At 35.8% G+C, this 20,961-nt stretch carries 16 protein-coding genes and 1 tRNA gene; 7 read left to right on the top strand and 10 right to left on the bottom strand.

The genetic code is table 11. The features are described from left to right. Positions 1–28: 28 nt before the first annotated feature. Entirely contained in the window at positions 29–1,774 is a 1,746-nt protein-coding gene (aspS, locus tag IWX80_RS06515) for an aspartate--tRNA ligase (protein WP_196852685.1), read from the bottom strand. A gap of 227 nt (positions 1,775–2,001) precedes the next feature. On the opposite strand from aspS, the gene IWX80_RS06510 reads away from it, so the two are divergent. Further along, complete coding sequence (locus IWX80_RS06510) at positions 2,002–2,346, top strand: toxin-antitoxin system YwqK family antitoxin (protein WP_113636409.1); 345 nt, start codon at positions 2,002–2,004, stop codon at positions 2,344–2,346. 226 nt (positions 2,347–2,572) lie between these two features. Here IWX80_RS06510 and IWX80_RS06505 read toward each other — a convergent pair whose 3' ends face one another. From IWX80_RS06505 to IWX80_RS06475, 7 genes are all read right to left on the bottom strand, one after another. Next, positions 2,573–4,243 carry a sodium/sugar symporter gene (locus IWX80_RS06505; protein WP_196852684.1) on the bottom strand — a complete coding sequence of 557 codons (1,671 nt, stop codon included), beginning with the start codon at positions 4,241–4,243 and terminating at the stop codon, positions 2,573–2,575. 19 nt (positions 4,244–4,262) lie between these two features. Next, positions 4,263–5,315 (bottom strand): UDP-glucose--hexose-1-phosphate uridylyltransferase, encoded by a 1,053-nt coding sequence (locus IWX80_RS06500; protein ID WP_196852683.1) that lies wholly within the window; start codon positions 5,313–5,315, stop codon positions 4,263–4,265. Continuing rightward, positions 5,316–6,485, bottom strand: coding sequence for a galactokinase (galK, locus tag IWX80_RS06495; RefSeq protein ID WP_196852682.1), 1,170 nt, complete (start codon positions 6,483–6,485; stop codon positions 5,316–5,318). 94 nt (positions 6,486–6,579) lie between these two features. Further along, positions 6,580–9,006: a DUF4982 domain-containing protein gene (locus IWX80_RS06490; RefSeq protein WP_196852680.1), complete on the bottom strand. Its 2,427-nt coding sequence runs from the start codon at positions 9,004–9,006 to the stop codon at positions 6,580–6,582. A gap of 194 nt (positions 9,007–9,200) precedes the next feature. Further along, a complete protein-coding gene (locus IWX80_RS06485) occupies positions 9,201–10,250 on the bottom strand; it encodes a glycoside hydrolase family 53 protein (RefSeq protein WP_334682253.1) in 1,050 nt (349 codons plus the stop codon). Positions 10,251–10,256: 6 nt separating this feature from the next. Further along, positions 10,257–11,357, bottom strand: coding sequence for a glycoside hydrolase family 53 protein (locus tag IWX80_RS06480; protein ID WP_196852678.1), 1,101 nt, complete (start codon positions 11,355–11,357; stop codon positions 10,257–10,259). A gap of 1 nt (position 11,358) precedes the next feature. Beyond that, positions 11,359–12,369 carry an aldose epimerase family protein gene (locus IWX80_RS06475; RefSeq protein WP_334682252.1) on the bottom strand — a complete coding sequence of 337 codons (1,011 nt, stop codon included), beginning with the start codon at positions 12,367–12,369 and terminating at the stop codon, positions 11,359–11,361. A gap of 144 nt (positions 12,370–12,513) precedes the next feature. On the opposite strand from IWX80_RS06475, the gene IWX80_RS06470 reads away from it, so the two are divergent. Then, the gene (locus IWX80_RS06470) at positions 12,514–13,512 is read left to right on the top strand and encodes a GntR family transcriptional regulator (RefSeq protein WP_196852674.1); all 999 of its coding nucleotides are present in this window, start codon (positions 12,514–12,516) and stop codon (positions 13,510–13,512) included. A gap of 40 nt (positions 13,513–13,552) precedes the next feature. Here IWX80_RS06470 and IWX80_RS06465 read toward each other — a convergent pair. Continuing rightward, positions 13,553–13,632: transfer RNA gene (locus IWX80_RS06465), tRNA-Leu, on the bottom strand. 289 nt (positions 13,633–13,921) lie between these two features. Here IWX80_RS06465 and IWX80_RS06460 point away from each other — a divergent pair. The 3 genes from IWX80_RS06460 to pth all read left to right on the top strand — a co-directional run bounded on the left by IWX80_RS06460 (position 13,922) and on the right by pth (position 16,477). Further along, a complete protein-coding gene (locus tag IWX80_RS06460; RefSeq protein ID WP_091172416.1) occupies positions 13,922–14,863 on the top strand; it encodes a ribose-phosphate pyrophosphokinase in 942 nt (313 codons plus the stop codon). A gap of 42 nt (positions 14,864–14,905) precedes the next feature. Beyond that, positions 14,906–15,517 carry a 50S ribosomal protein L25/general stress protein Ctc gene (locus IWX80_RS06455; protein WP_073205004.1) on the top strand — a complete coding sequence of 204 codons (612 nt, stop codon included), beginning with the start codon at positions 14,906–14,908 and terminating at the stop codon, positions 15,515–15,517. Between the two features lie 285 nt (positions 15,518–15,802). Next, complete coding sequence (pth, locus tag IWX80_RS06450; protein ID WP_196852673.1) at positions 15,803–16,477, top strand: aminoacyl-tRNA hydrolase; 675 nt, start codon at positions 15,803–15,805, stop codon at positions 16,475–16,477. 53 nt (positions 16,478–16,530) lie between these two features. Here pth and IWX80_RS06445 read toward each other — a convergent pair whose 3' ends face one another. Next, entirely contained in the window at positions 16,531–19,230 is a 2,700-nt protein-coding gene (locus tag IWX80_RS06445) for a zinc-dependent metalloprotease (RefSeq protein ID WP_196852670.1), read from the bottom strand. Between the two features lie 214 nt (positions 19,231–19,444). On the opposite strand from IWX80_RS06445, the gene IWX80_RS06440 reads away from it, so the two are divergent. Together IWX80_RS06440 and IWX80_RS06435 are read left to right on the top strand one after the other, a co-directional pair. Next, positions 19,445–20,374: a bifunctional riboflavin kinase/FAD synthetase gene (locus IWX80_RS06440; RefSeq protein ID WP_196852668.1), complete on the top strand. Its 930-nt coding sequence runs from the start codon at positions 19,445–19,447 to the stop codon at positions 20,372–20,374. A gap of 94 nt (positions 20,375–20,468) precedes the next feature. Beyond that, complete coding sequence (locus tag IWX80_RS06435) at positions 20,469–20,924, top strand: hypothetical protein (RefSeq protein ID WP_196852667.1); 456 nt, start codon at positions 20,469–20,471, stop codon at positions 20,922–20,924. Positions 20,925–20,961: the final 37 nt, after the last annotated feature.

The following is a 20,961-nucleotide window of genomic DNA, read 5'->3' as shown; positions in this document are numbered from 1 at the left end:
TCTAACAAATTATTCCGACCAACTACAACTAAGCTAATTTTATATGCAGCTCTTTTAACTGTGATTCATCAATTACAGATGGCGCATCGATCATAACATCCCTTCCGGAATTGTTTTTTGGGAAAGCGATAAAGTCCCGGATTGTTTCTTGCCCTCCAAGAATAGCAACCAATCTATCCAATCCAAAAGCTAAACCTCCATGAGGTGGCGCACCGAACTGAAAAGCATCCATTAGGAATCCGAATTGCGCTTTCGCATCTTCATCTGTAAAGCCTAAATACTTAAACATTAATTGTTGTGTCGCTTTATCATGAATACGAATTGAGCCTCCGCCAATTTCATTTCCATTCAAAACCATATCATACGCATTCGCACGAACTTTTCCTGGATCGGTTTCCAATAAGTGCATGTCTTCCGGTTTTGGAGAAGTAAACGGATGATGCATCGCATGGTAACGACCACTTTCTTCATCAAACTCTAACAAAGGAAAATCAACTACCCAAAGCGGAGCAAATTCGGCTGGATTTCTCAATCCTAAACGAGTTGCCAATTCCATTCGTAATGCGCTTAACTGTGTGCGTGTTTTATCGGTAGGACCAGAAAGTACAAAAATCATATCTCCAGGTTTTGCACCAGTGATTTTTGCCCATTGTGTTAAATCGTCTTGATCATAGAATTTATCTACGGATGATTTATAGGTTCCATCTTCATTACATTTTACATAGACCATTCCGGATGCACCTACTTGAGGACGCTTAACCCAGTCAATTAATCCATCAATTTCCTTGCGAGTATAATTTCCAACTCCAGGAACTGCAATACCAACCACAAATTCCGCAGCATTAAAAACCGGAAATTCTTTGTGTTGTGCTACTTCATTTAATTCTCCAAACTCCATTCCGAAACGGATATCCGGCTTGTCATTTCCGTAGGTTTTCATCGCATATTCATAGGTAATTCTTGGGAATTTCTCTACTTCTATACCTTTTATTTCTTTTAATAAATGCCTTGTCAATCCTTCGAAAACATTCAAAATATCTTCTTGTTCTACAAAAGCCATTTCACAATCGATTTGTGTAAACTCCGGCTGTCTGTCTGCACGCAAATCTTCGTCACGGAAACATTTCACGATTTGGAAATACTTATCCATTCCGCCCACCATCAATAATTGTTTGAACGTTTGCGGAGATTGCGGCAATGCATAAAACTGTCCTTCGTTCATTCTGGAAGGGACCACAAAATCTCTAGCCCCTTCTGGAGTAGATTTGATTAGATACGGTGTTTCTACTTCACAGAATTCCAAATCCGAAAGATATTTACGCACTTCCATGGCTACTTTATGACGAAACATCAAACTGTTTTTTACCGGATTTCTACGGATATCAAGGTATCGGTATTTCATTCTGATGTCTTCTCCACCATCAGTTTCATCTTCAATTGTAAATGGAGGCGTAAGCGAAGCGTTTAGAATAGTAAGTTCTGTCACTAAAATTTCGATTTCACCAGTAGTCATGTTTTTATTTTTGGCTTCACGCTCAATAACAGTACCTTTTACCTGAATTACAAATTCACGACCCAATGTTTTAGCCAACTCAAAAACGGATTTTTCAGAACGTCCTTCGTCAAAAATTAATTGCGTTATTCCATAACGGTCCCGTAAATCAACCCAGTTCATAAATCCTTTATCACGCGATTTTTGTACCCATCCCGCAAGTGTAACTTCAGTATTAATATGTGAGGCATTCAATTCGCCACAGTTATGACTTCTATACATGTTCTAAATTTTTGATTATTTTGTCCTTTGGACACCGCTGCAAATTTAGGACTAATTATGAATAATGAATTGAGAAATAAGAAATTTTAGTGATTGGTTTATTAGCAAACTTTCATCCCAATGTTAAATTTTATTTCAATGTTACTAAATTGTTAACTTAAAGTTTTTTTATTGTAAAATGTTTTATACATTTGTTAAGCTAATATGAATTAAAAAATCCAAACACCATGAAAAAATATATAATATTAACGGCATTACTTTTCTCAGGAATAGCATTCGCTCAAGAAAACAATCCAAAATTAGAAGCTGTAGGTGAACTAGTTAAAACAACTTACTACTTTGAAAACGGAAAAGTACAGCAAGAAGGTTTCTTTAAAAACGGAAAACTTGAAGGAGTTTGGACTTCATACGATACAAATGGTAACAAACAATCAGTTGCTACTTATAAAGACGGAGAAAAAACTGGAAAATGGTTTTTCTGGAATGGAAATAACCTAAGTGAAGTAGATTATTCTAATAGTAGAATCGCTTCTGTTAAAACTTGGAAACAAGACGCATTGGTTAACAACTAAAAAGAAATTAAAATATCACTAAAGCTTTCGTTATTCGGAGGCTTTTTTTGTGCCTTATATTTTTTGATCAAGCTACACTTTAGAAGATTTTTAAATATTGAGCATAAAATAAACTTTATAGTAATCTATATCATTCGCGACAATTGTCTTTCAAACTTATTATCAAATAAAAAAGCGATGCATTCAATATAATTGAATGCATCGCTTTTTGAATTTAGGCTATTTTCTACCAGAAGATCGTATAGAAAGCGGCAATAAGCGAAAGTACTATTAACATTCCGACTGTAAAACCTGGTGACATTTTAAACATGGTACGGTCAATTTCCAGACCATTTGTTTTAACGCCTCTTGCTGTTTCATACATACTAATGGTGTACATTCCGATAACGCAAATCAAGAAAACAAATCCCATTCTGTCAATAAAAGGAATTTCATAAACGCCATTAGCATTTGGAACTGAAAAACCAGTTGAATGAAGGAACGATAAGTCTATAAAAGCCGGCATGAATTTGAATAAAATAGAGAACATAAATCCACCAATTGTTGCAAACAAAGCCGCATTAGAAGTTGTTTTTTTCCAAAAGAATCCTAAAATAAACATGGCAAAAACTCCCGGACTTACAAAACCCGTATATTCCTGAATGTATTGAAACCCTCCTTTTTTATCAATTCCAAGAAAAGGTGCTACTACAACTGCAATTAACATAGCAACAACAATAGCTTTTTTCCCCACATTAACTAATTTCTTTTCATCGGCATCTACATTCAATTTTGTTTTGTAAATATCCAAAGTGAAAATTGTAGCAATACTATTCGCTTTTCCAGCTAAAGAAGCAACAATCGCCGCGGTTAAAGCTGCAAATGAAAGTCCTTTTAAACCCACCGGAAGCAAATTTAGCAAGACTGGATACGCACGATCAGGATTTACTGTGCCATCTTGCAACATTTCAGCACCAAAATGTCCATTCTGATACAATACAAAAGCAGCTATGCCGGGCAAAACAACAATTATAGGCATTAGCAATTTCAAAAAAGCAGCGAACAAAATTCCATTTCTGGCCGTTTTTAAATCAGCTCCTAATGCACGTTGCGTAATGTATTGGTTACAACCCCAATAATTTAAATTGATGATTAACATTCCTCCTATTAAAACTGATAATCCCGGTAAATCCATATAATTAGGATTAGATTTTTCAAAAATCATGTGGAAATGATCGTTTGCATGAGTCGTCATCAAATTGAAACCGTTTATAACTCCCGTAGATCCAAATTCTTCGGCAACTAAATTCAACGCCAAATAAGTAGTTACTAATCCACCCAAAATTAAAAAGAAAACTTGAATAACATCTGTATATCCAATTACTTTCATTCCGCCCAGTGTAATCATCACCGCAAAAAACGCTAAGAAAATCATACACAAAGTAATGTCCAGACCAGAAATACTGCTTATTGCTAAAGCTCCCAAATACAATATGGAAGTAAGATTGACCAAAACATACAATAACAACCAAAATACCGCCATAATCATGGCAACATTACTGTTATACCTTTGATTCAGGTATTGTGGCATGGTGAAAATTTTGTTTTTCAAATACACCGGAATAAAGAAAATGGCAACAATAATTAACGTAAAAGCCGCCATCCACTCGTAAGTAGCAATCGCTAATCCCATCTTGAAACCGCTACCACTCATTCCTATAAATTGCTCCGCACTTATATTACTGGCAATTAATGATGCGCCAATTGCCCACCAAGTAAGTGATCCTTCGGCTAAAAAATAATCTTTACTACTCGTTTCTTCTTTCTTTTTCTTATTGTAAATCCATATTCCATAACCTACAATCAGGATGAAATAACATAAAAAGACAATATAATCTTGGATTGCTAAAGTTTGCATTGGTTAAATGTTTTTAGTTTTAGGTTAGTATTTTATAATGAACGTTCGATTGGTTTTTTAAAATTTCAGCACTTTTTTCCGGTGTAATATCTCGTTGTGATTCGCCCATCATTTCATAACCTACCATAAATTTCTTTACGGTTGCGGAGCGTAACAATGGCGGATAAAAATGCATGTGAAAATGCCATTCCGGATGTATTTCACCGTCTGTTGGCGATTGATGAATCCCTGATGAATACGGAAAAGACGTTTCAAAAAGGTTATCATATTTGGTCGTCAATTGTTTTAAAATAACAGCAAAATCAGTTACTTCCGTTTCCGTGAAATCAGTTATTTTACTCACATTTCGCTTGCTGACAATCATAGTTTCATAAGGCCAAATCGCCCAGAAAGGAACCAATGCCACAAAATGATCATTCTCAATAACAATGCGTTCGCCTAACTTCAACTCTTCTTTTATATAATCTTCTAAAAGCGTTTTGTTGTGTTTGTCAAAATAGGCTTTCAAGTTGTTTTGCGTTTTCTCGACTTCAGTTGGCAAAGAAGATTGTGCCCAAATTTGTCCGTGTGGATGCGGATTGCTGCAACCCATGACGCTTCCTTTATTTTCAAAAATCTGAACATGGTTGATATAATCAACATTACCCAAATCTATATATTCTTTTTGCCAAGTATGAATGATATTTTCAATCGCTTCAGCAGGCATTTCTGGCAATGTCAAATTGTGTTTTGGCGAAAAGCAAACCACTCGAGAAATCCCTCTTTCAGGTTTAGCTCTAAAAAAAGTCTCGTTTATATTTTCTTCAAAAGCAATTTCTTCTTGCTTTAAAGCAGCAAAATCATTTTCAAAAACAAAAGAATTTTCATAATCCGGATTAACCATTCCATTCGCTCGAACATTTCCAGGACACAAATAACAAGTCGGGTCATATTCGGGCAATGCATCCGAAGTTACTGTTTCATTTTGTCCTTGCCAAGGACGTTTCGACCGGTGTGGAGAAACCAAAACCCATTCATTGATTAACGGATTATAACGTCTGTGCGGATCTTCGTTGATGTCAAAATTTTTCATTTATTTCGCAATATAAAGTGATGTTCCGTTTCCAATTTTGACATCATAAATTTTTAATTCTATTCCAAATTCGTCCTGATACAACTTTGACAATTTGTTTTTTACAGCTTCTTCTTGTCCTTTTTTGATCAAATTAATAGTACAACCTCCAAAACCGCCGCCCATTAATCGGGAACCTATCACTGAATTATCCTCTTTAACCGTGTTTACTAAAAAATCTAATTCGGCACAACTCACTTCATAATCCAATGATAATCCTTCGTGCGTTTCGAACATTAATTGCCCTAAAAGTTCAATGTTTCCAGAATCCAAAGCGTCACATGCCAGTTTCACGCGATTAATTTCTTTCACCACAAAAAGGCTCCTTTTGAAAACATTCGCAGACATTTTATCTTTCAGACTCAAAACTTGCTCTTCTTTACAATCTCTAAAACTACTAATTTCCGGGAAATTAGCACTAATTATCGAAATTCCTTCCTCACATTCTTCTCTTCTGGTATTATAAGCTGAGCTAAACAAGGAATGTTTGACATTACTATCGAATAAAACTAAGGAATAATCACTAAAATTAGCGTCGTGATATTCGAATTCCAATGTTTTACAATCAATTTTTATGACTTTATTTTCTGAACCCATCACACTCGAAAACTGGTCCATAATACCACAATTGATTCCTACCCAATGTTCCGCTTTTTGTCCCATAAGTGCAATATCTATGGGTTTAATTTTCAAATCGAAGAGTTCATTTAAACCAAACAAAAAGCCACATTCTAAAGCCGCAGAAGAGGACAAACCGGAACCAACCGGAATATTACTGCTAAAAACACAATTGAAACCCTCCACGGAATAACCGTTCATTTTCAACTGATTCAGAACACCACGCAGGTAATTTGTCCAAACGCTATCCGTCTGCTTTTGCTCATCCTTTACACAAACTTCGAACTCGTCATTCAAATCTATAGCCGCAATTTTAGCTGTATCCGAATTGTTTTTTTCGAAAGCAAAACAAATGATTTTATCGATAGCTGCCGGTAAAACATAGCCGTCATTGTAATCAATATGTTCCCCGATAATATTGATTCTTCCAGGCGAAAGAACCGTTTTTGATGGTTCTGAACCAAAAGTCTGTTGAAAAAAATCAGTTGTTTTGTGTATTAAAATGTCATTCATAATTTAAAAATTATCCATTTCCTTTTTTTAGGAACTCGCTGTTATTGTTGTTGTTTTTTTAAAATATTCTGTAAAAATTACATGGATTTTTCGTCTATTTCGTCGCATTCAAGGTCAATTTTCCGCTCTTAAGCCCAGCACCATTTACTTCAAGTTTTATATCTCCTTCAGTTATTTTCGATTTTACGAGAACCACTAGTTTTCCGCTAAAAAGTTTCATGGTATCTTTATGAAACATTTCGAGTGAAGTAGCATCACCATTGCAGGCAGCTCGGTAAGTACCCTCTCCTGTAACCTTAAATTTTAACTGATTCGTCGCCGTTGGACAAGGAATTCCATTTTTATCAACCACAGATACCGTTACGAAAGATATATCCTCGCCATCGGCAGTGATTGTTTTCCTGTCTGCTTCTAAAACAATTTGATAAGGTTTCCCCGCAGTACGCATTTCTTCTTCAGCAACAGCTTTACCTTTGTCATCAAAAGCCACCACTTTTACCGTTCCCGGCTCATATTTTACATCCATCCACATCAAGCGATAGCGATTTTGTGGAGTGTTTTTATTTTTTGTCTGAATTCCCATACTTTTTCCATTTACAAAAAGTTCGGCGCTGTTGTAACTCGTATATACAAAAACGGGAGTTGTTTCCCCTTCACGACCTTCCCAGTTCCAATGTGGCAAGATATGAAGTGTTGATTCTTTCGTATTCCAACGGCTTCGGTATAAATAATAGCGGTCTTTTGGTAAACCAGCTAAATCGTTAATTCCAAAATAAGAACTTCGAGAAGGCCACATTTCATCATAAGGAGTTGGTTCTCCTAAATAATCAAAACCAGTCCAGACGAACTCGCCAATTACCCAAGGTTTATCATCTTGAAGCACAAAATCTTCATCAGGTACATTAGACCAGCTACAGGCTTCCAAATCATAAGAAGAAGACTGAAAATCTGGATATTGTTTCATTTTTTCTTGAACCACAGGGAATTTATAAATCCCTCTCGAGCTAACCGTTGAAGCGGTTTCCGAACCTAAAATAAACCCTTGCGGAAATTTTTTATAGGCTTCATCGTATAAATGCACGCGATAATTCAGTCCCGGAATATCTAGCAAAGCGCCAAAACCAGATTCAATAGTTGCTTTTACTTGATCCATACCAACTGTAACGGGACGAGTTGGGTCTTCTCTATGAAATAATTCCTGCAACCATTTAGCTCGTTTCACTCCTTCTTCACCCCATTGATCCGGCACTTCGTTTCCAGAACTCCACATCACAATCGAAGGATGATTTCGTGTGGCTTGGACTAAATTCACGATGTCTTTTTCGGCATATTCCTCAAAAAATCGATGGTACCCACTTTCTACTTTTGGCTTTGCCCATTCATCAAAACTCTCTGCCAAAAACAGAAAGCCCATTTCATCCGCCAACTCCAATTGCTCGAAAGAAGGCATGTTATGCGAACTGCGTATCGCATTACAGCCCATATCTTTTAAAATCTCCATTTGCCTGCGCATCGCCGCTTTATTTACAGCAACTCCAAGTGGACCCAAATCGTGATGCAAACAAACTCCCTTGAATTTGGTTATCTTTCCATTTAGGCTAAAGCCTTTATTAGCCTCGTATTTTATTTCCCGAATCCCAAAACGCGTTGAAATTTCATCTTTCAGTTCGTTTCCAACATACAATTGGGAAACCGCTTTGTATAAATAAGGCGTTTCGGGACTCCATAATTTTGGATTATCTACTTTTATATTTTGATCGAACTCCTTTCCGAATTGCAAAGTCGACTGCTCTGAATTTAGTTTCTTTCCTTCGGCATCAAAAATAGTGGTGACTAAACGCGTATTTTCGCCGGAGACTTTGGTCTTGATATTAACTTTAGCAACTTCCTCACTGATAAAAGGTGTCGTTATAAACTGACCCCATTGGTCAATACTTTCATTATTTTTTATAATAACACTTACATTTCGATACAATCCTGCACCAGGATACCAACGGGAAGCAAATTCTTTATTGGTTAGTTTTACTGATAATGTGTTGGCTCCTTCTTGTATAAATTGGGAAACATCAAAATAGAAATAACTATAGCCATAGGCCCATTCTCCCACTTTTTTTCCGTTTAAATAGATTTGAGGCTCGCTCATCGCACCTTCAAAAAGTAAAATTATTTTTTTGCCTTTTACATCTTTAGGCAAGTTGAATGTATTGCGGTACCAAGCAGTTCCAATATGAGGCAAAGCCCCAGTTCGTCCTGTTTTTTCGGTAGCAACTTTTTCTCCGTTTTGAACAATAGCAACTTTTTGTATGTCTACATTTTTATCAAAAGGTCCGTAAATTGCCCAATCATGCGGAACGGTTACAGATTCCCATTTCGAATCATTAAAATTTACTTTGTACGCCGCTTCAAAATCGCCTTTTTGAAATTTCCAATTGGTATTTAGCACTTTAACTTCTCTTGATTGAGACAAAGCAACTTGTGTACATGATAAAATCACAACAAGAAAACATATCAATTTCTTCATTTTTATAATAAATTAGAATTTATTTTTTTGAAACACATAAGTCATTTAAGCTTTTAATTTGAGTAATTAAAGTGAAAATCATAGTGAATTTAAGTAATATCTGATGGCTTTGTAAAAAATAATTTCGGTCTATACTCCACTTTATACCTTTGACATAAGTCTACTGATTTTAAACACTTAAATGACTTATATGTTTACAATTCTTTAAATGCATCTAAAGCCATTGATGGTTTCCCGTCAGATTGCCAAGCGCTCAAGGAATAACCGCTCCAACTTTTTTCTCCCTGCGGCTCCCAATATATCACGCCAAGTCCTTTGTTATTAGGCACAGCTTTTACCGCTTTGATTGTTGCTGCTAACATTTCGAAGGTGTTTTGTACTTTGTCATATTCACCACCAACTTCCACAACCATCACTTCTTTATTATATCTGGCAACCATATCGTTTAGATTATACGCTAAATCCGAAATAGTTTCCGTGTAATCTTTCTTGATCCAAAAAGGGTAATAAGACAATCCAATCACATCGTACTTTACATTATTTGCTGTAGCATTATCAAAAAACCATCGAAATTTTTCATTGTTATTTCCTTCGTCAAGATGAACAATTACTTTGATTTTAGGATCTATGGCTTTTGTTGCTTCGTAACCTTTATTGAGTAATTGCGCCAACTGATTCCAATTTTTGGTACTTCCTTCAGGCCACATCATACCTCCAGGAATTTCATTCCCAACTTGAACCCATTCCGGAGTAACTCCTGCAGATTTCAATGCACTCAAAACATCAAAAGTATGGTCATACACATCTGTCATTAACTCTGAAAAAGTATGATTTTCCCAAGCTTTTGGTTTGAATTGTTTAGCAGGATCTGCCCATGAATCGCTGTAATGAAAATCAATCATGATACGCATTCCCATTTTTTGCGCACGCAAAGCCATCACAACGGTTTCTTCTTTACTGCAGTGTCCACTGGCTTTATCATCATTTGGATTTACCCAAACACGAAGACGAATAGTATTCATTCCTCTGTCCTTTAGGAGTTGCAAACAATCTTTTTCAGCGCCATCGGTATCATAAAATTTATATCCTGTGGCTTCCATTTGCGGCAACCATCCCACATCAGCTCCTTTTGCAAAAGAATTCTTGGCTGTTGATTGCGCATTTTTGGATGTACTACAAGAAAAAAGTACTGAAACCATTAAAGACATCAAAACGAATCGCAAATGTATTTGTGAATTTTTCATATTTTCTTATTTATTAAAAGCCTGCAAAACAGGTAATGCTCTATTATTAAAATCATAAAAAGCCTGGTTTTCAAAAGTAGAGCCATTTGCGGCCTGATTACCTTTGAAAGAAATCCATTCGCCTCCCCAATACGCAAATCCCAAACCATATTCGGACTCTTTAACGAGTGTTTTTATTGCCAAAACAAAGTTTTTTTGACCATCAGGAGTGGCAGGGTAACCGGAAACGAGTTGCGAATCTAAACCCACTATATTATTCGTCCAATCATTGTATCCTAACGTAAAAGGATAAGCGGTTTCGGCAATAATAACTTTTTTATTGTATGTTTTTCCTAAAGTATTGATGGCGGTTTTTACAACTTCTAAATCTTTTCCGTGCCAAATTGGATAATACGATAACCCAATGTAATCGTAATCTACACTTTTAATTTTGTTAAAAAACCAATTCGTATCCGAAGCTTTTACGCCTGCATAATGAATCATGATTTTGGTATTTGGCGCTTTGGCACGAATAGTTGCGCTGGCTGTTGCCAATAAAGAAAGACTTTGTACTTCCTGATTGATTAAATTTCCTTGTGGCCAAAGCAATCCGCTGTTAATCTCGTTCCCAATCTGGATAATATCCGGATTAATTTCCGTGAGTATTGTCGAAGTATAATTGGCGACAGCCGTTTTCAAATCGGTAAATGATAAATTTTTCCATTCCGCTGGCGTGGTTTGAACCGCAGGATCAGCCCAAGTATCGGAGTAATGTACCGTTAACCAAACTTTCATTCCTGCTTGTTTAACTCGGCGTGACAGCGCTTTAACTTCTGTCATTCCGGAACGTCCATTCGCTGGGTTTTTCCAAAGACGAATTCGAACCGTGTTACAACCAGCATTTTTCAGAGTTGTAATCATATCTTCCGCTTGGTTGCTGCTGTTGTATAAAGCCGCACCCGATGTTTCTATTTCCGGTAAAAAAGAAATATCGGCAGCTCTAATAAAAGAATCAACTGCAACTGGCGGTTTTACTGCTGGAGTTTCTGGAGTTTCATTACTATTAGAACAGGAAAAAAGAAGTACAAAAAGGGCCAAGAACCCTGAAATTAGAATATTTTTCTTCATCTCAAAAAGATTGAAATTTATAAATAGTTTTATGATAATATAATTCTCCTTTTCTCAAAACAGAAGATGGAAAATGTTCGTGATTAGGCGCATCAGGGAAATTTTGAGTCTCAAAACAAATGCCGCTTGTGGTATGATAATTAGCATTTTCTTTCCCTTTTATTGTATTAAAGCAATTTCCGCCAACATAGATATGAACCCCGGGCTGATTGGTGTAAACAGACATTTTCAAAGTTTTGTCACTATTATAAAGAGACGCTGCGTATTCTTTTTCCTTATTTAAAACAAAAGTGGTGTCAATTTTTGACGGACAAGTTCTCGCCGAGGTAAAATCAAAAGGACAATTGGCAACATTCAGAAACCGTCCCGTAGGAATTCCCGAAGTTGCGGTTTCTAATATTCGTTGAGAATTTACACGCATTTCCTGATTCGCAACGCTTGATTGATGACCATTAAGATTGAAATAACTGTGGTGGGTTAAATTTATAATAGTATCTTCTGTTGTGCTGGCGATGTATTCTATAATTAATTCATTATCGTCAGAGAGCATATAAGTCAAATCAACTGATAGTTCTCCTGGAAAATGCTCCTCATTATGCGCACTAACACATGTAAAAGTCACGGAAGGATTCTTGCCTTCAGTATGTTTCTTTATTTTCCAATTTTTCTGGCTAAAGCCAATAGTACCGCCATGCAGCGAATTACCATTGTTGTTTTTGTTGAGGGAAATTAATTTTCCGTTCAGTTTAAATTCACCTTCATTTATTCTTCCGGCAAATCGTCCTACGGTTGCTCCAAGATAAGGCGCGCTTTCTAAATTAAAGGACTGCATGTAGGCCTCTAAAGTGTCAAAACCTAAAACCACATCTACCAAATCTCCATTTTTTAATGGAACTTTTAAGGAAGTAAGTGTAGCGCCATAACCCATCACTTTCATTTGCATGCCATTCTTGTTTGAAAGTTCACAAATAGAAACCTCTTCCCCATCTGGCATCAAACCAAATGATTCCATTACAGAATTGGTTTTAAAATGTGATATGTGTTTTATTTTCATGGTTTAATTATGAAATGTGAAAAACCAAAAGTAAAATAATTGTTATCATTAACATACCAGTACCTACCAGTTTTTGTATATTGCCAAGAAATTCACTGCTTCATGAAAATAATTTCGATTCAAAATAACCTTGGAGTTCCTAAATACAGACAAATAATTAGTTCTGTAGAGAAGGCAATAGAAGACGAAAATTTACAAAAAGGGGACAAACTTCCCTCCGTAAACAAAGTCTGCCTGGAATTCTCCTTGTCCCGAGACACGGTTTTACAAGCCTATGAAGAATTGAAGAAAAGAGGTATAATTTATGCTATTCCAGGTAAAGGATATTATATAAAAAGCGTTGAAGTCACCATAAAACAAAGGATATTTTTACTTTTTGACGAATTGAATATTTTCAAGGAAGACTTGTATAATTCGTTTCTGGAGAACATTGGCACAAATGTTCAGGTAGATATTTTCTTTCATCATTTTAACACGCCTGTTTTCAAAAAACTAATCAATGACAGTAACGGCAATTACACCAAATACATCATTATGCCGACCAATTTAGCCGAAGCCGCTGCAGTGATAAAAACCCTACCAGTTAATGAAGTATACATATTAGACCAGACTAACCCCGACCTAAAATCGTTTCCGGCAGTGTATCAAAATTTCGTAAAAGACATTTATGACGGCTTATTAAAAGGAAAATCCAAATTGAACAAATACGAAAAACTGATAATGATTTTCCCGGGATTCCGCGAACCGCTTGGCATGAAAATAGGTTTTGAGAATTTCTGCAAAGACTTCGATTTCGATTATGAAATCATCACGGAATTCAGGAATCGGGAAATTAATAAAGGCCAAGTCTATATCATTCCGAGCGACAGGGATTTAGTAAGCGTTATTGAAAAAGCAAAAATTCAAAACCTACAATTGGGCAGTGATTACGGCATTATTTCATATAATGAAACCCCGCTTAAAAAAGTAGTCGAAAACGGTATAACAACGATTTCGACAAATTTTGAAGTCATGGGAAAGGTATTGGCAGAGATGATTTTAAAAGGCATAAAAGAACAAATTGAAAATAAAAGCGCTTTGATTATCAGGAATTCATTGTGATATAAAACCAAAAAAACCGCTTCTTTCGAAGCGGTTTTTGTACCCGGAGCCGGAGTCGAACCGGCACGGTTTCCCACAGGTGTTTGAGACCAGCGCGTCTACCAATTCCGCCATCCGGGCTTAGCAGACATGAAATAACGACAGTTATCTCAACGCAATAAAAGATGTGATTGTGTTTAAATCAACCATCAATTCCTTTAACACGGTGCAAATGTAAAAAATAATATTAAATGTTCAACTAAAAATACTTAATTTTTTCCTTTCAGAGTTGAATAAATTTTATAAATTTGCACCTCGTTAAAAACACAACACACAACTAACTACACCCGAGGCAAATACACACATAAGGCTTTATAGAAATTCAAAGCCGAATTGTATTGAGCGCAGCGGAATAAAAACAACAAATTAAATGTCACACCTAGAACCAGAAGCTAAAATTTTTGCTTGTTCACAAAGTGTATATCTTGCTGAGAAAATAGCAGAGCAATACGGAATACCTTTAGGGAAAATTACCATGTCAAAATACAGCGACGGTGAATTTCAACCTTCTTATGAAGAGTCTATCAGAGGATTACGTGTTTTTATCGTTTGTTCGACTTTTCCAACGGCAGATAATCTGATGGAATTATTATTGATGATTGATGCTGCAAAGCGTGCTTCGGCACGACACATCACCGCAGTAATTCCTTATTTTGGTTGGGCAAGACAAGACAGAAAAGATAAGCCAAGAGTTCCGATAGGAGCTAAATTAGTGGCTAAATTATTAGAAAGTGCTGGTGCAACAAGAGTAATGACAATGGATTTGCACGCAGATCAAATTCAAGGATTTTTTGAAAAACCAGTTGATCACCTTTTTGCATCGACAATATTTTTGCCATATGTAAAGAGTTTAGGATTAGACAATTTAACAATTGCTTCTCCGGACATGGGAGGTTCTAAAAGAGCTTACGCTTATTCTAAATTTTTAGAATCTGACGTAGTTATATGTTATAAACAAAGAAAAGAGGCCAACATTATTGACACCATGGAATTGATTGGTGAAGTAAAAGGTAAAAATGTAATCTTAGTAGATGACATGATTGATACCGGAGGCACTTTGGCGAAAGCCGCTGATTTAATGATGGAAAAAGGAGCATTGAGCGTAAGAGCGATTTGTACTCACGCCATTTTATCTGGTGAGGCTTACGAAAAAATAGAAAATTCTAAATTATTAGAATTAATAGTTACCGATTCTATTCCGTTGAAGAAAGAATCAAACAAAATAAGAGTGTTGAGTTGTGCGCCACTTTTTGCTGAAGTTATGCACATGGTACATCATAACAATTCCATAAGTGGAAAGTTCATAATGTAACCCCAAACAAGTAATATTATTTAATAACTATATTTTTTTACAATGAAATCGATTACAATTAAAGGATCAGAAAGAGAAAGCGTGGGTAAAGTTGCGACTAAAGCCCTACGTAATGCTGGATTGGTTCCTTGCGTATTATACGGAGGAAATCAGGCAGTTCATTTCTCAGCAGAAGTTATGGCTTTCAAAAACTTGGTTTACACTCCAAACGCTCACACAGTTGAGATCGATCTTGGAAAAGGAAAATCATTTAACGCTATTCTACAAGATATCCAGGTTCACCCGGTATCTGACAAGATTTTACACATTGACTTCTTTCAATTATTTGATGACAAAGAAATCACTATGGAAGTTCCTGTAAAAGTAGTTGGAACATCTAAAGGAGTTCTTGCTGGTGGTGTTTTACGTTTGAACACTCGTAAACTTAAAGTAAAAGCTTTACCAAAAAATCTTCCAGATTTTATTGAAGCTGACATTACTCCACTTGAAATGGGGAACAAATTGTACGTTACTAAATTAGTGAACGAAAACTACAAATTGATTCACCCTGACAACACTGTTGTTGCTCAAGTAAGAATCTCTCGTGCAGCTATGAAAGCAGCTCAAGAAGCAGCAAAAGCAGCGAAAGCCCCTGCAAAAGGAAAGAAAAAATAATATTTTTTCAATCATTCAAGAAAGCATCAGTTGTAAAACTGGTGCTTTTTTTTTGCTTTATATTTTGTCATTGCGAGGAACGAAGCAATCTCATTACCCTATTTTAAATTATTAGGAGCACCACTACTCCTTTTCATAATAACTTTGGTCCTGCTGTCCGTTATATCCACGCCAAAAAGCGCGGGATGCCACTTCCATCAGGGCTATTCAGAACTATTTTGCCCTCAATAACGATTTTCTAAAAATCTAATAGTCCAATATTCTAATTAAGTCTATTTTTGCAATATGATAAAATGGATTTCAAATTTATTCTCTTCAACAAAAACAGAGAACAATACAGATTGTACGAAACTAGAGGTTCACGAACACCAAAAAAACAATATAAAAAACGTGAGTAATAAATTTTTAATAGTTGGTCTCGGTAACATTGGCGCCGAATATGTAAACACAAGACACAACATCGGATTTAAAATTCTGGATCATTTTGCCAGAAAGGAAGGAATTAACTTCGAAACCGTAAAACTGGGCGCATTAGCCCAATATAAATTCAAAGGAAGAACGTTTTTACTTTTGAAACCCAACACCTACATGAATTTGAGCGGAAAAGCCGTGCAATACTGGATGGAGAAAGAGAAAATTCCTTTGGAAAATATTTTGGTAATTACAGATGATTTAAATCTGTCTTTCGGAACCATTCGCATTCGACAAAAAGGAAGTGACGGAGGACACAACGGTCTTAAAAACATCAATCTGGTACTGAATACACAAAACTACGCCCGATTCCGTTTTGGCATTAGCGATGAATTCAAAAAAGGAAAACAAGTTGATTATGTCCTTGGTGATTGGGATGATGCTGAAAAAACGGCACTTCCGGAACGACTCGAAATAGGTTCCGAAATCATAAAATCTTTTGGGACAGCCGGATTGGAAAACACCATGACCGCCTTCAACGGAAAATAAAAAAAAGGGAAACGTTTTACTAACGTTTCCCTTTTTTAATAATTCTATTTTGATTATTCGATCACAATCTTTCTGACCTCTTTTCGTTCTCCATCAGTCACCGTCAGTAAATAAACTCCTGGATAGACATTTTTCAATTGGATATTTTCATTGAAATTTGACTTATTTTTAAAGTCATTTTCAAAAAGCTTTCTTCCTAATAAATCATAAACCATAACTTTTACTCCTGCATCGGATTTAGTAGTGAATTGAACATTAAAATTCCCTTTATTTGGATTAGGAAACACAACAAAATCATTGATTTCAAAGTCCGGCGTTGCTAAAGTGTATGTTTTTGTACAAATTGTTATTGATGCAGAATCTATTGTACCAAAGTCACCTGTATCTATATCACGAACACGCAAAGTCCAATTTCCTTGCGGACTAGACCCATTAAATCTGGATAATAATTCAAAAGGCGCTACAGTTTGGGCAGTTTTCGCTGCGCAATCAAGGGAAACTCCCAGATCATCATAATTCAATACTAAACTATTGCTTGTAGACCCACAACTTCTTTCAAATAACTTTACAACAGTACCTTGCGGATTTACTACTTCTATTTGCACATCACTCAAATAAGTATGTGTAAAAGAAATAGCAAAATTCACATCAGAAATCACATCAGCTGTAGCTGGAACAGTCGTTGTTCTAGTTCGATAAGTTGAAGATTCCGGTATAGAAAAAGGTGTTGCAAAAGCATACGTATTACAAGATGAAACAACGGAATACCCAATTGCAAAAGATTTACTGTTTACTGCATAATAAATATTTGCTGTTGGCTCAATTAGAATTCTGCAATCTTTAGCCGTTACATTTGGAACAGTAATTGTTTGTGAACCGTCATTCGGCGTATTAGAAGCCAAAACTGTAGTGAAATTTAATCCTCCGTCAGTTGAAAGTTTGATATTCACATTCGTAGAACCGGCAAGAGAATTAGAATTATTTACGTTCCAAGTGACTGTTTGAGTCGATCCCTGCAACCAACCTGAATTTTCAGTATTTTGTGATGTTACTTCAAATGGACCAGCTGTACCACTCACGTTAACCATCATCAAATCTGTATTTGTTTGCGCTGTTCCAAGAGCCGCATTGTCCCTTCCTGTTAAAGTAAAAGCAAGAGTTCTTTCAACTGTAGAAACGGATTCCCAAGTCGTTGTTAATTCATTAGCCAAAACCGAACTTAAAGCTGGCATGTATCGAACTGGTGAACTACTTGGATAAAAAGATCTAAAGTTAGGGCCATAGATTTTTGTAGGTGACGCAAAGCTAAAATCACCCTCTTCGTTTACCGGAGGATTTAAAGTATTTACAGCTGTATCATTTTGTTCCCAACAATAAGTAACTACATCACCATTTAAATCAGAACCGGAACCTTTTAAGACAAATGCAGTTCCTTTAGGAATAGTATAATCTAAGCCAGCACTGATTGTTGGAGGACTATTAGTAAGAACCGTACTTACTGGACAAGTCTTAGACAATAGATTATCTTGTATTTGCTTTATGCTTGCGTAGGCAAAATAATCATCAGAATTATTTTGAACATTATATCCCGAAGTAATTCCTGCATAGGCCATAATAGTAGAACCGCTACCGGGTTCCACATTTACGCCAGTATCTTCAATCTCGAAAGAAAAAGTATGATTTGCACCTAATTGATGTCCGATTTCATGCGCTACAAAATCAATATCGAAAGTATCTCCTTGAGGTACGGCATCACTTGGCGAAGTAAAAGCACTTCCTTTTGCCGAAGGCTCATCAACCGTTGGATTTATACACACACATCCTATACAACCGGCGTTTCCACCACCACCATCTGCCCCAAACAAATGGCCAATATCGTATCCGGCATCCGTTATTGTAGCGCTTAAATTTTCTTGTAATTCTAGGTTCCAGGCACCCGATGCTCCTTCTGAGGAATCTGAATACGGATCTGTGGCGGCATCCGTATAAATTATAAGATTGTTATTTGCAATAATACTCAGCTTTACCGCTAAATCTTTATTAAAAACTCCGTTAACCCTTGTCATAGTGGCATTCATCGCAGCCAAAGCATTTGCAACAGTCCCGCCATGAAACGCTGTATACTCACCAGTACATGACAACGCTAATCTTAAAGTTTTGAAAACTCTATTATTTGCAGCTACTTTGCCTGTCTTGTTTAAAAGTTCTTTATTCAATGCGACATCTTCTGTTTTGCAAGTGAAAGGCAAACTTCCTCGGACTCTGCTTTTGGAATCAAAAAGAACATAAACAGTATGGTCTTTCGAATAAGGTTCGATAAATTCAGAGCCACTTTCCCCTCTCAAAATCATGGTCTGAATACCTTTTGGCGACAAACTGAAATACAAAGAAGCTTTTCGATCTGTAATTCCAACACCATTATAGGCTCTTATATCAGGATTTTGTGCTTGCAATTCCGGTTCAAAATTAGAAGATTCCCAAACCCAAAATTTTTCTAACTCACCATTCATATTGGGTATCGTAATTTCAATTCTGCTCAGCTTTGAAGTTTTATTTTGAAGTGTTTCCAAAGATTTTTTTATTGCAACTTCGTTTAAATTAAACAACAACTGATTTTCAGCAACGGGTTTAACATTGATTCTATCATAAACTGCAACTTTATCCTGAACAATTCTATTCCAAAAAGAGGCATCTTGGGCATGGACCGCAGAATTGGAAAAAATAATTATAAAAAATAGTATAATTCTTTTCATAATATCATGAATTTAAGCTTCAAAATTAAAGTATTTATAGTAATGGTTACTTCAATTATTTAATATTTTAAATCAAATTATGGAAAACTCAGTTCTTTTCTATTTTTAATCCCTTTTTTCATATTTTAATTAAAAATTATATTGAAATTCAATTAGTCATATCGCTACTTTTAAATAAGATACCTTAAATTTGCGCTCTTATAAAACACTTGCTTTGAAGATTTTTCATTCTATAAACGATTTCACTTCCACAAAAAAAACAATCCTAACGTTGGGAACCTTTGATGGAGTTCACATTGGTCACAAAAAAATTCTGAATAAACTGACCAAAAACACGGAAAACGAGAAATATGAAAGTCTGGTACTTACTTTTTTTCCGCATCCTCGGATGGTTTTACAGGAACATTCTGATATAAAATTGCTCAACACCATCACTGAGAAAATTGATTTGCTGGAAAAAATTGGTATCGAAAATCTTGTCATTCATCCTTTTGACGAAACTTTTTCAAGATTGACTGCCGAAGAATTTGTAAGCACTATTCTTGTAGATCGCTTTCACATCCAGAAAATAATCATTGGCCACGACCACCGATTTGGACGAAATCGAACGGCTAATATTGATAATCTGATCGCTTTTGGAAAACAATATGATTTTGAAGTAGAACAAATATCTGTTCAGGAAATCAACGACATTTCCGTGAGTTCAACCAAAATTAGAAATGCGTTATTGGAAGGAGACATGACTTTGGCCAACGAGTATTTAGGTTATGATTATTTTCTGACAGGGACTGTTATTCAAGGAAAACAATTGGGAAGAACCATCAATTTCCCAACGGCAAACTTAAAAATCGAAGAAAATTATAAGCTTATTCCAAAAAACGGAGTCTACATTGTGCAAAGTATTCTCAATGAAAAAACTGTTTTTGGGATGATGAACATTGGGTTCAATCCTACTGTCGACGGGCAAAATCAGTCCATCGAAATTCATTATTTTGATTTCAATGCTGATTTATACAATCAAGAAATCCGTGTTTCAATACTACAAAGAATTCGTTCCGAACAAAAATTCGAATCAGTTAATTTGCTGAAAGAACAACTTGAAAAAGACAAAACAACAGCGCTGGCGTACTTGAATAAATTTTGATTTTTTAATATAATATTACTATTTTTTCTGTAAATTTGAAGGTAATATCCTGTTTGTCATAACGATATACTTTCTAACTTTTAAAACTAGTTATATGAAACTTCCAAAAGAAATAGTAAACGGATTCATTATTTTCATGGGAATTGGCTTTTATTTCCTATTAATGGAACTTTTAGGCCTAGCGGATATTTACTTATTACGTTTATTTAATGTCCTATTTGTATTTTTCGGAACCTATAAAACACTAAAATCTAACTTCGCAGAAGGCAAAAACGTATTAGTTTCTAACGCTGTTTCTGCGTTATTAACTTCCCTCACTGGTATTTTCTTGAGCATTGTAGGGTTAATTGTTTATAGCTACGCCCAAGGTGGAGATGCCTATGTGGGCACATTGTCAAAAACATTTTTATTTGGTGGCGATCCATCCGTAATGACATATTCTATTTCTCTGTTATTTGAAGGAATTGTTTCGGCAGTAATCGTTACCTTCATGTTGATGTTATACTGGGACACCCGCTATTCTTCAGATAAGCACGGCGCCGAATCTTAATTTTTTAGCCTTTCTATATCTTAATACCACGTCGCAA

Origin of the sequence: Flavobacterium sp. CAN_S2 (assembly GCF_015752255.1) — a bacterium.
Lineage (GTDB): Bacteria > Bacteroidota > Bacteroidia > Flavobacteriales > Flavobacteriaceae > Flavobacterium.
This window is presented reverse-complemented; position numbering and strand designations above follow the sequence as displayed.

Excerpts from the sequence above, each read along its gene's own strand:
- IWX80_RS06480 (WP_196852678.1), bottom strand. The coding sequence starts at position 11,357 with ATGAAGAAAAATATTCTAATTTCAGGGTTCTTGGCCCTTTTTGTACTT.
- IWX80_RS06435 (WP_196852667.1), top strand. The coding sequence starts at position 20,469 with ATGAAACTTCCAAAAGAAATAGTAAACGGATTCATTATTTTCATGGGA.
- IWX80_RS06500 (WP_196852683.1), bottom strand. The coding sequence starts at position 5,315 with ATGAAAAATTTTGACATCAACGAAGATCCGCACAGACGTTATAATCCG.
- galK (WP_196852682.1), bottom strand. The coding sequence starts at position 6,485 with ATGAATGACATTTTAATACACAAAACAACTGATTTTTTTCAACAGACT.
- pth (WP_196852673.1), top strand. The coding sequence starts at position 15,803 with ATGATAAAATGGATTTCAAATTTATTCTCTTCAACAAAAACAGAGAAC.
- IWX80_RS06490 (WP_196852680.1), bottom strand. The coding sequence starts at position 9,006 with ATGAAGAAATTGATATGTTTTCTTGTTGTGATTTTATCATGTACACAA.
- IWX80_RS06460 (WP_091172416.1), top strand. The coding sequence starts at position 13,922 with ATGTCACACCTAGAACCAGAAGCTAAAATTTTTGCTTGTTCACAAAGT.
- IWX80_RS06485 (WP_334682253.1), bottom strand. The coding sequence starts at position 10,250 with ATGAAAAATTCACAAATACATTTGCGATTCGTTTTGATGTCTTTAATG.
- IWX80_RS06475 (WP_334682252.1), bottom strand. The coding sequence starts at position 12,369 with ATGGAATCATTTGGTTTGATGCCAGATGGGGAAGAGGTTTCTATTTGT.
- IWX80_RS06505 (WP_196852684.1), bottom strand. The coding sequence starts at position 4,243 with ATGCAAACTTTAGCAATCCAAGATTATATTGTCTTTTTATGTTATTTC.
- IWX80_RS06455 (WP_073205004.1), top strand. The coding sequence starts at position 14,906 with ATGAAATCGATTACAATTAAAGGATCAGAAAGAGAAAGCGTGGGTAAA.
- IWX80_RS06510 (WP_113636409.1), top strand. The coding sequence starts at position 2,002 with ATGAAAAAATATATAATATTAACGGCATTACTTTTCTCAGGAATAGCA.
- IWX80_RS06470 (WP_196852674.1), top strand. The coding sequence starts at position 12,514 with ATGAAAATAATTTCGATTCAAAATAACCTTGGAGTTCCTAAATACAGA.
- IWX80_RS06445 (WP_196852670.1), bottom strand. The coding sequence starts at position 19,230 with ATGAAAAGAATTATACTATTTTTTATAATTATTTTTTCCAATTCTGCG.
- aspS (WP_196852685.1), bottom strand. The coding sequence starts at position 1,774 with ATGTATAGAAGTCATAACTGTGGCGAATTGAATGCCTCACATATTAAT.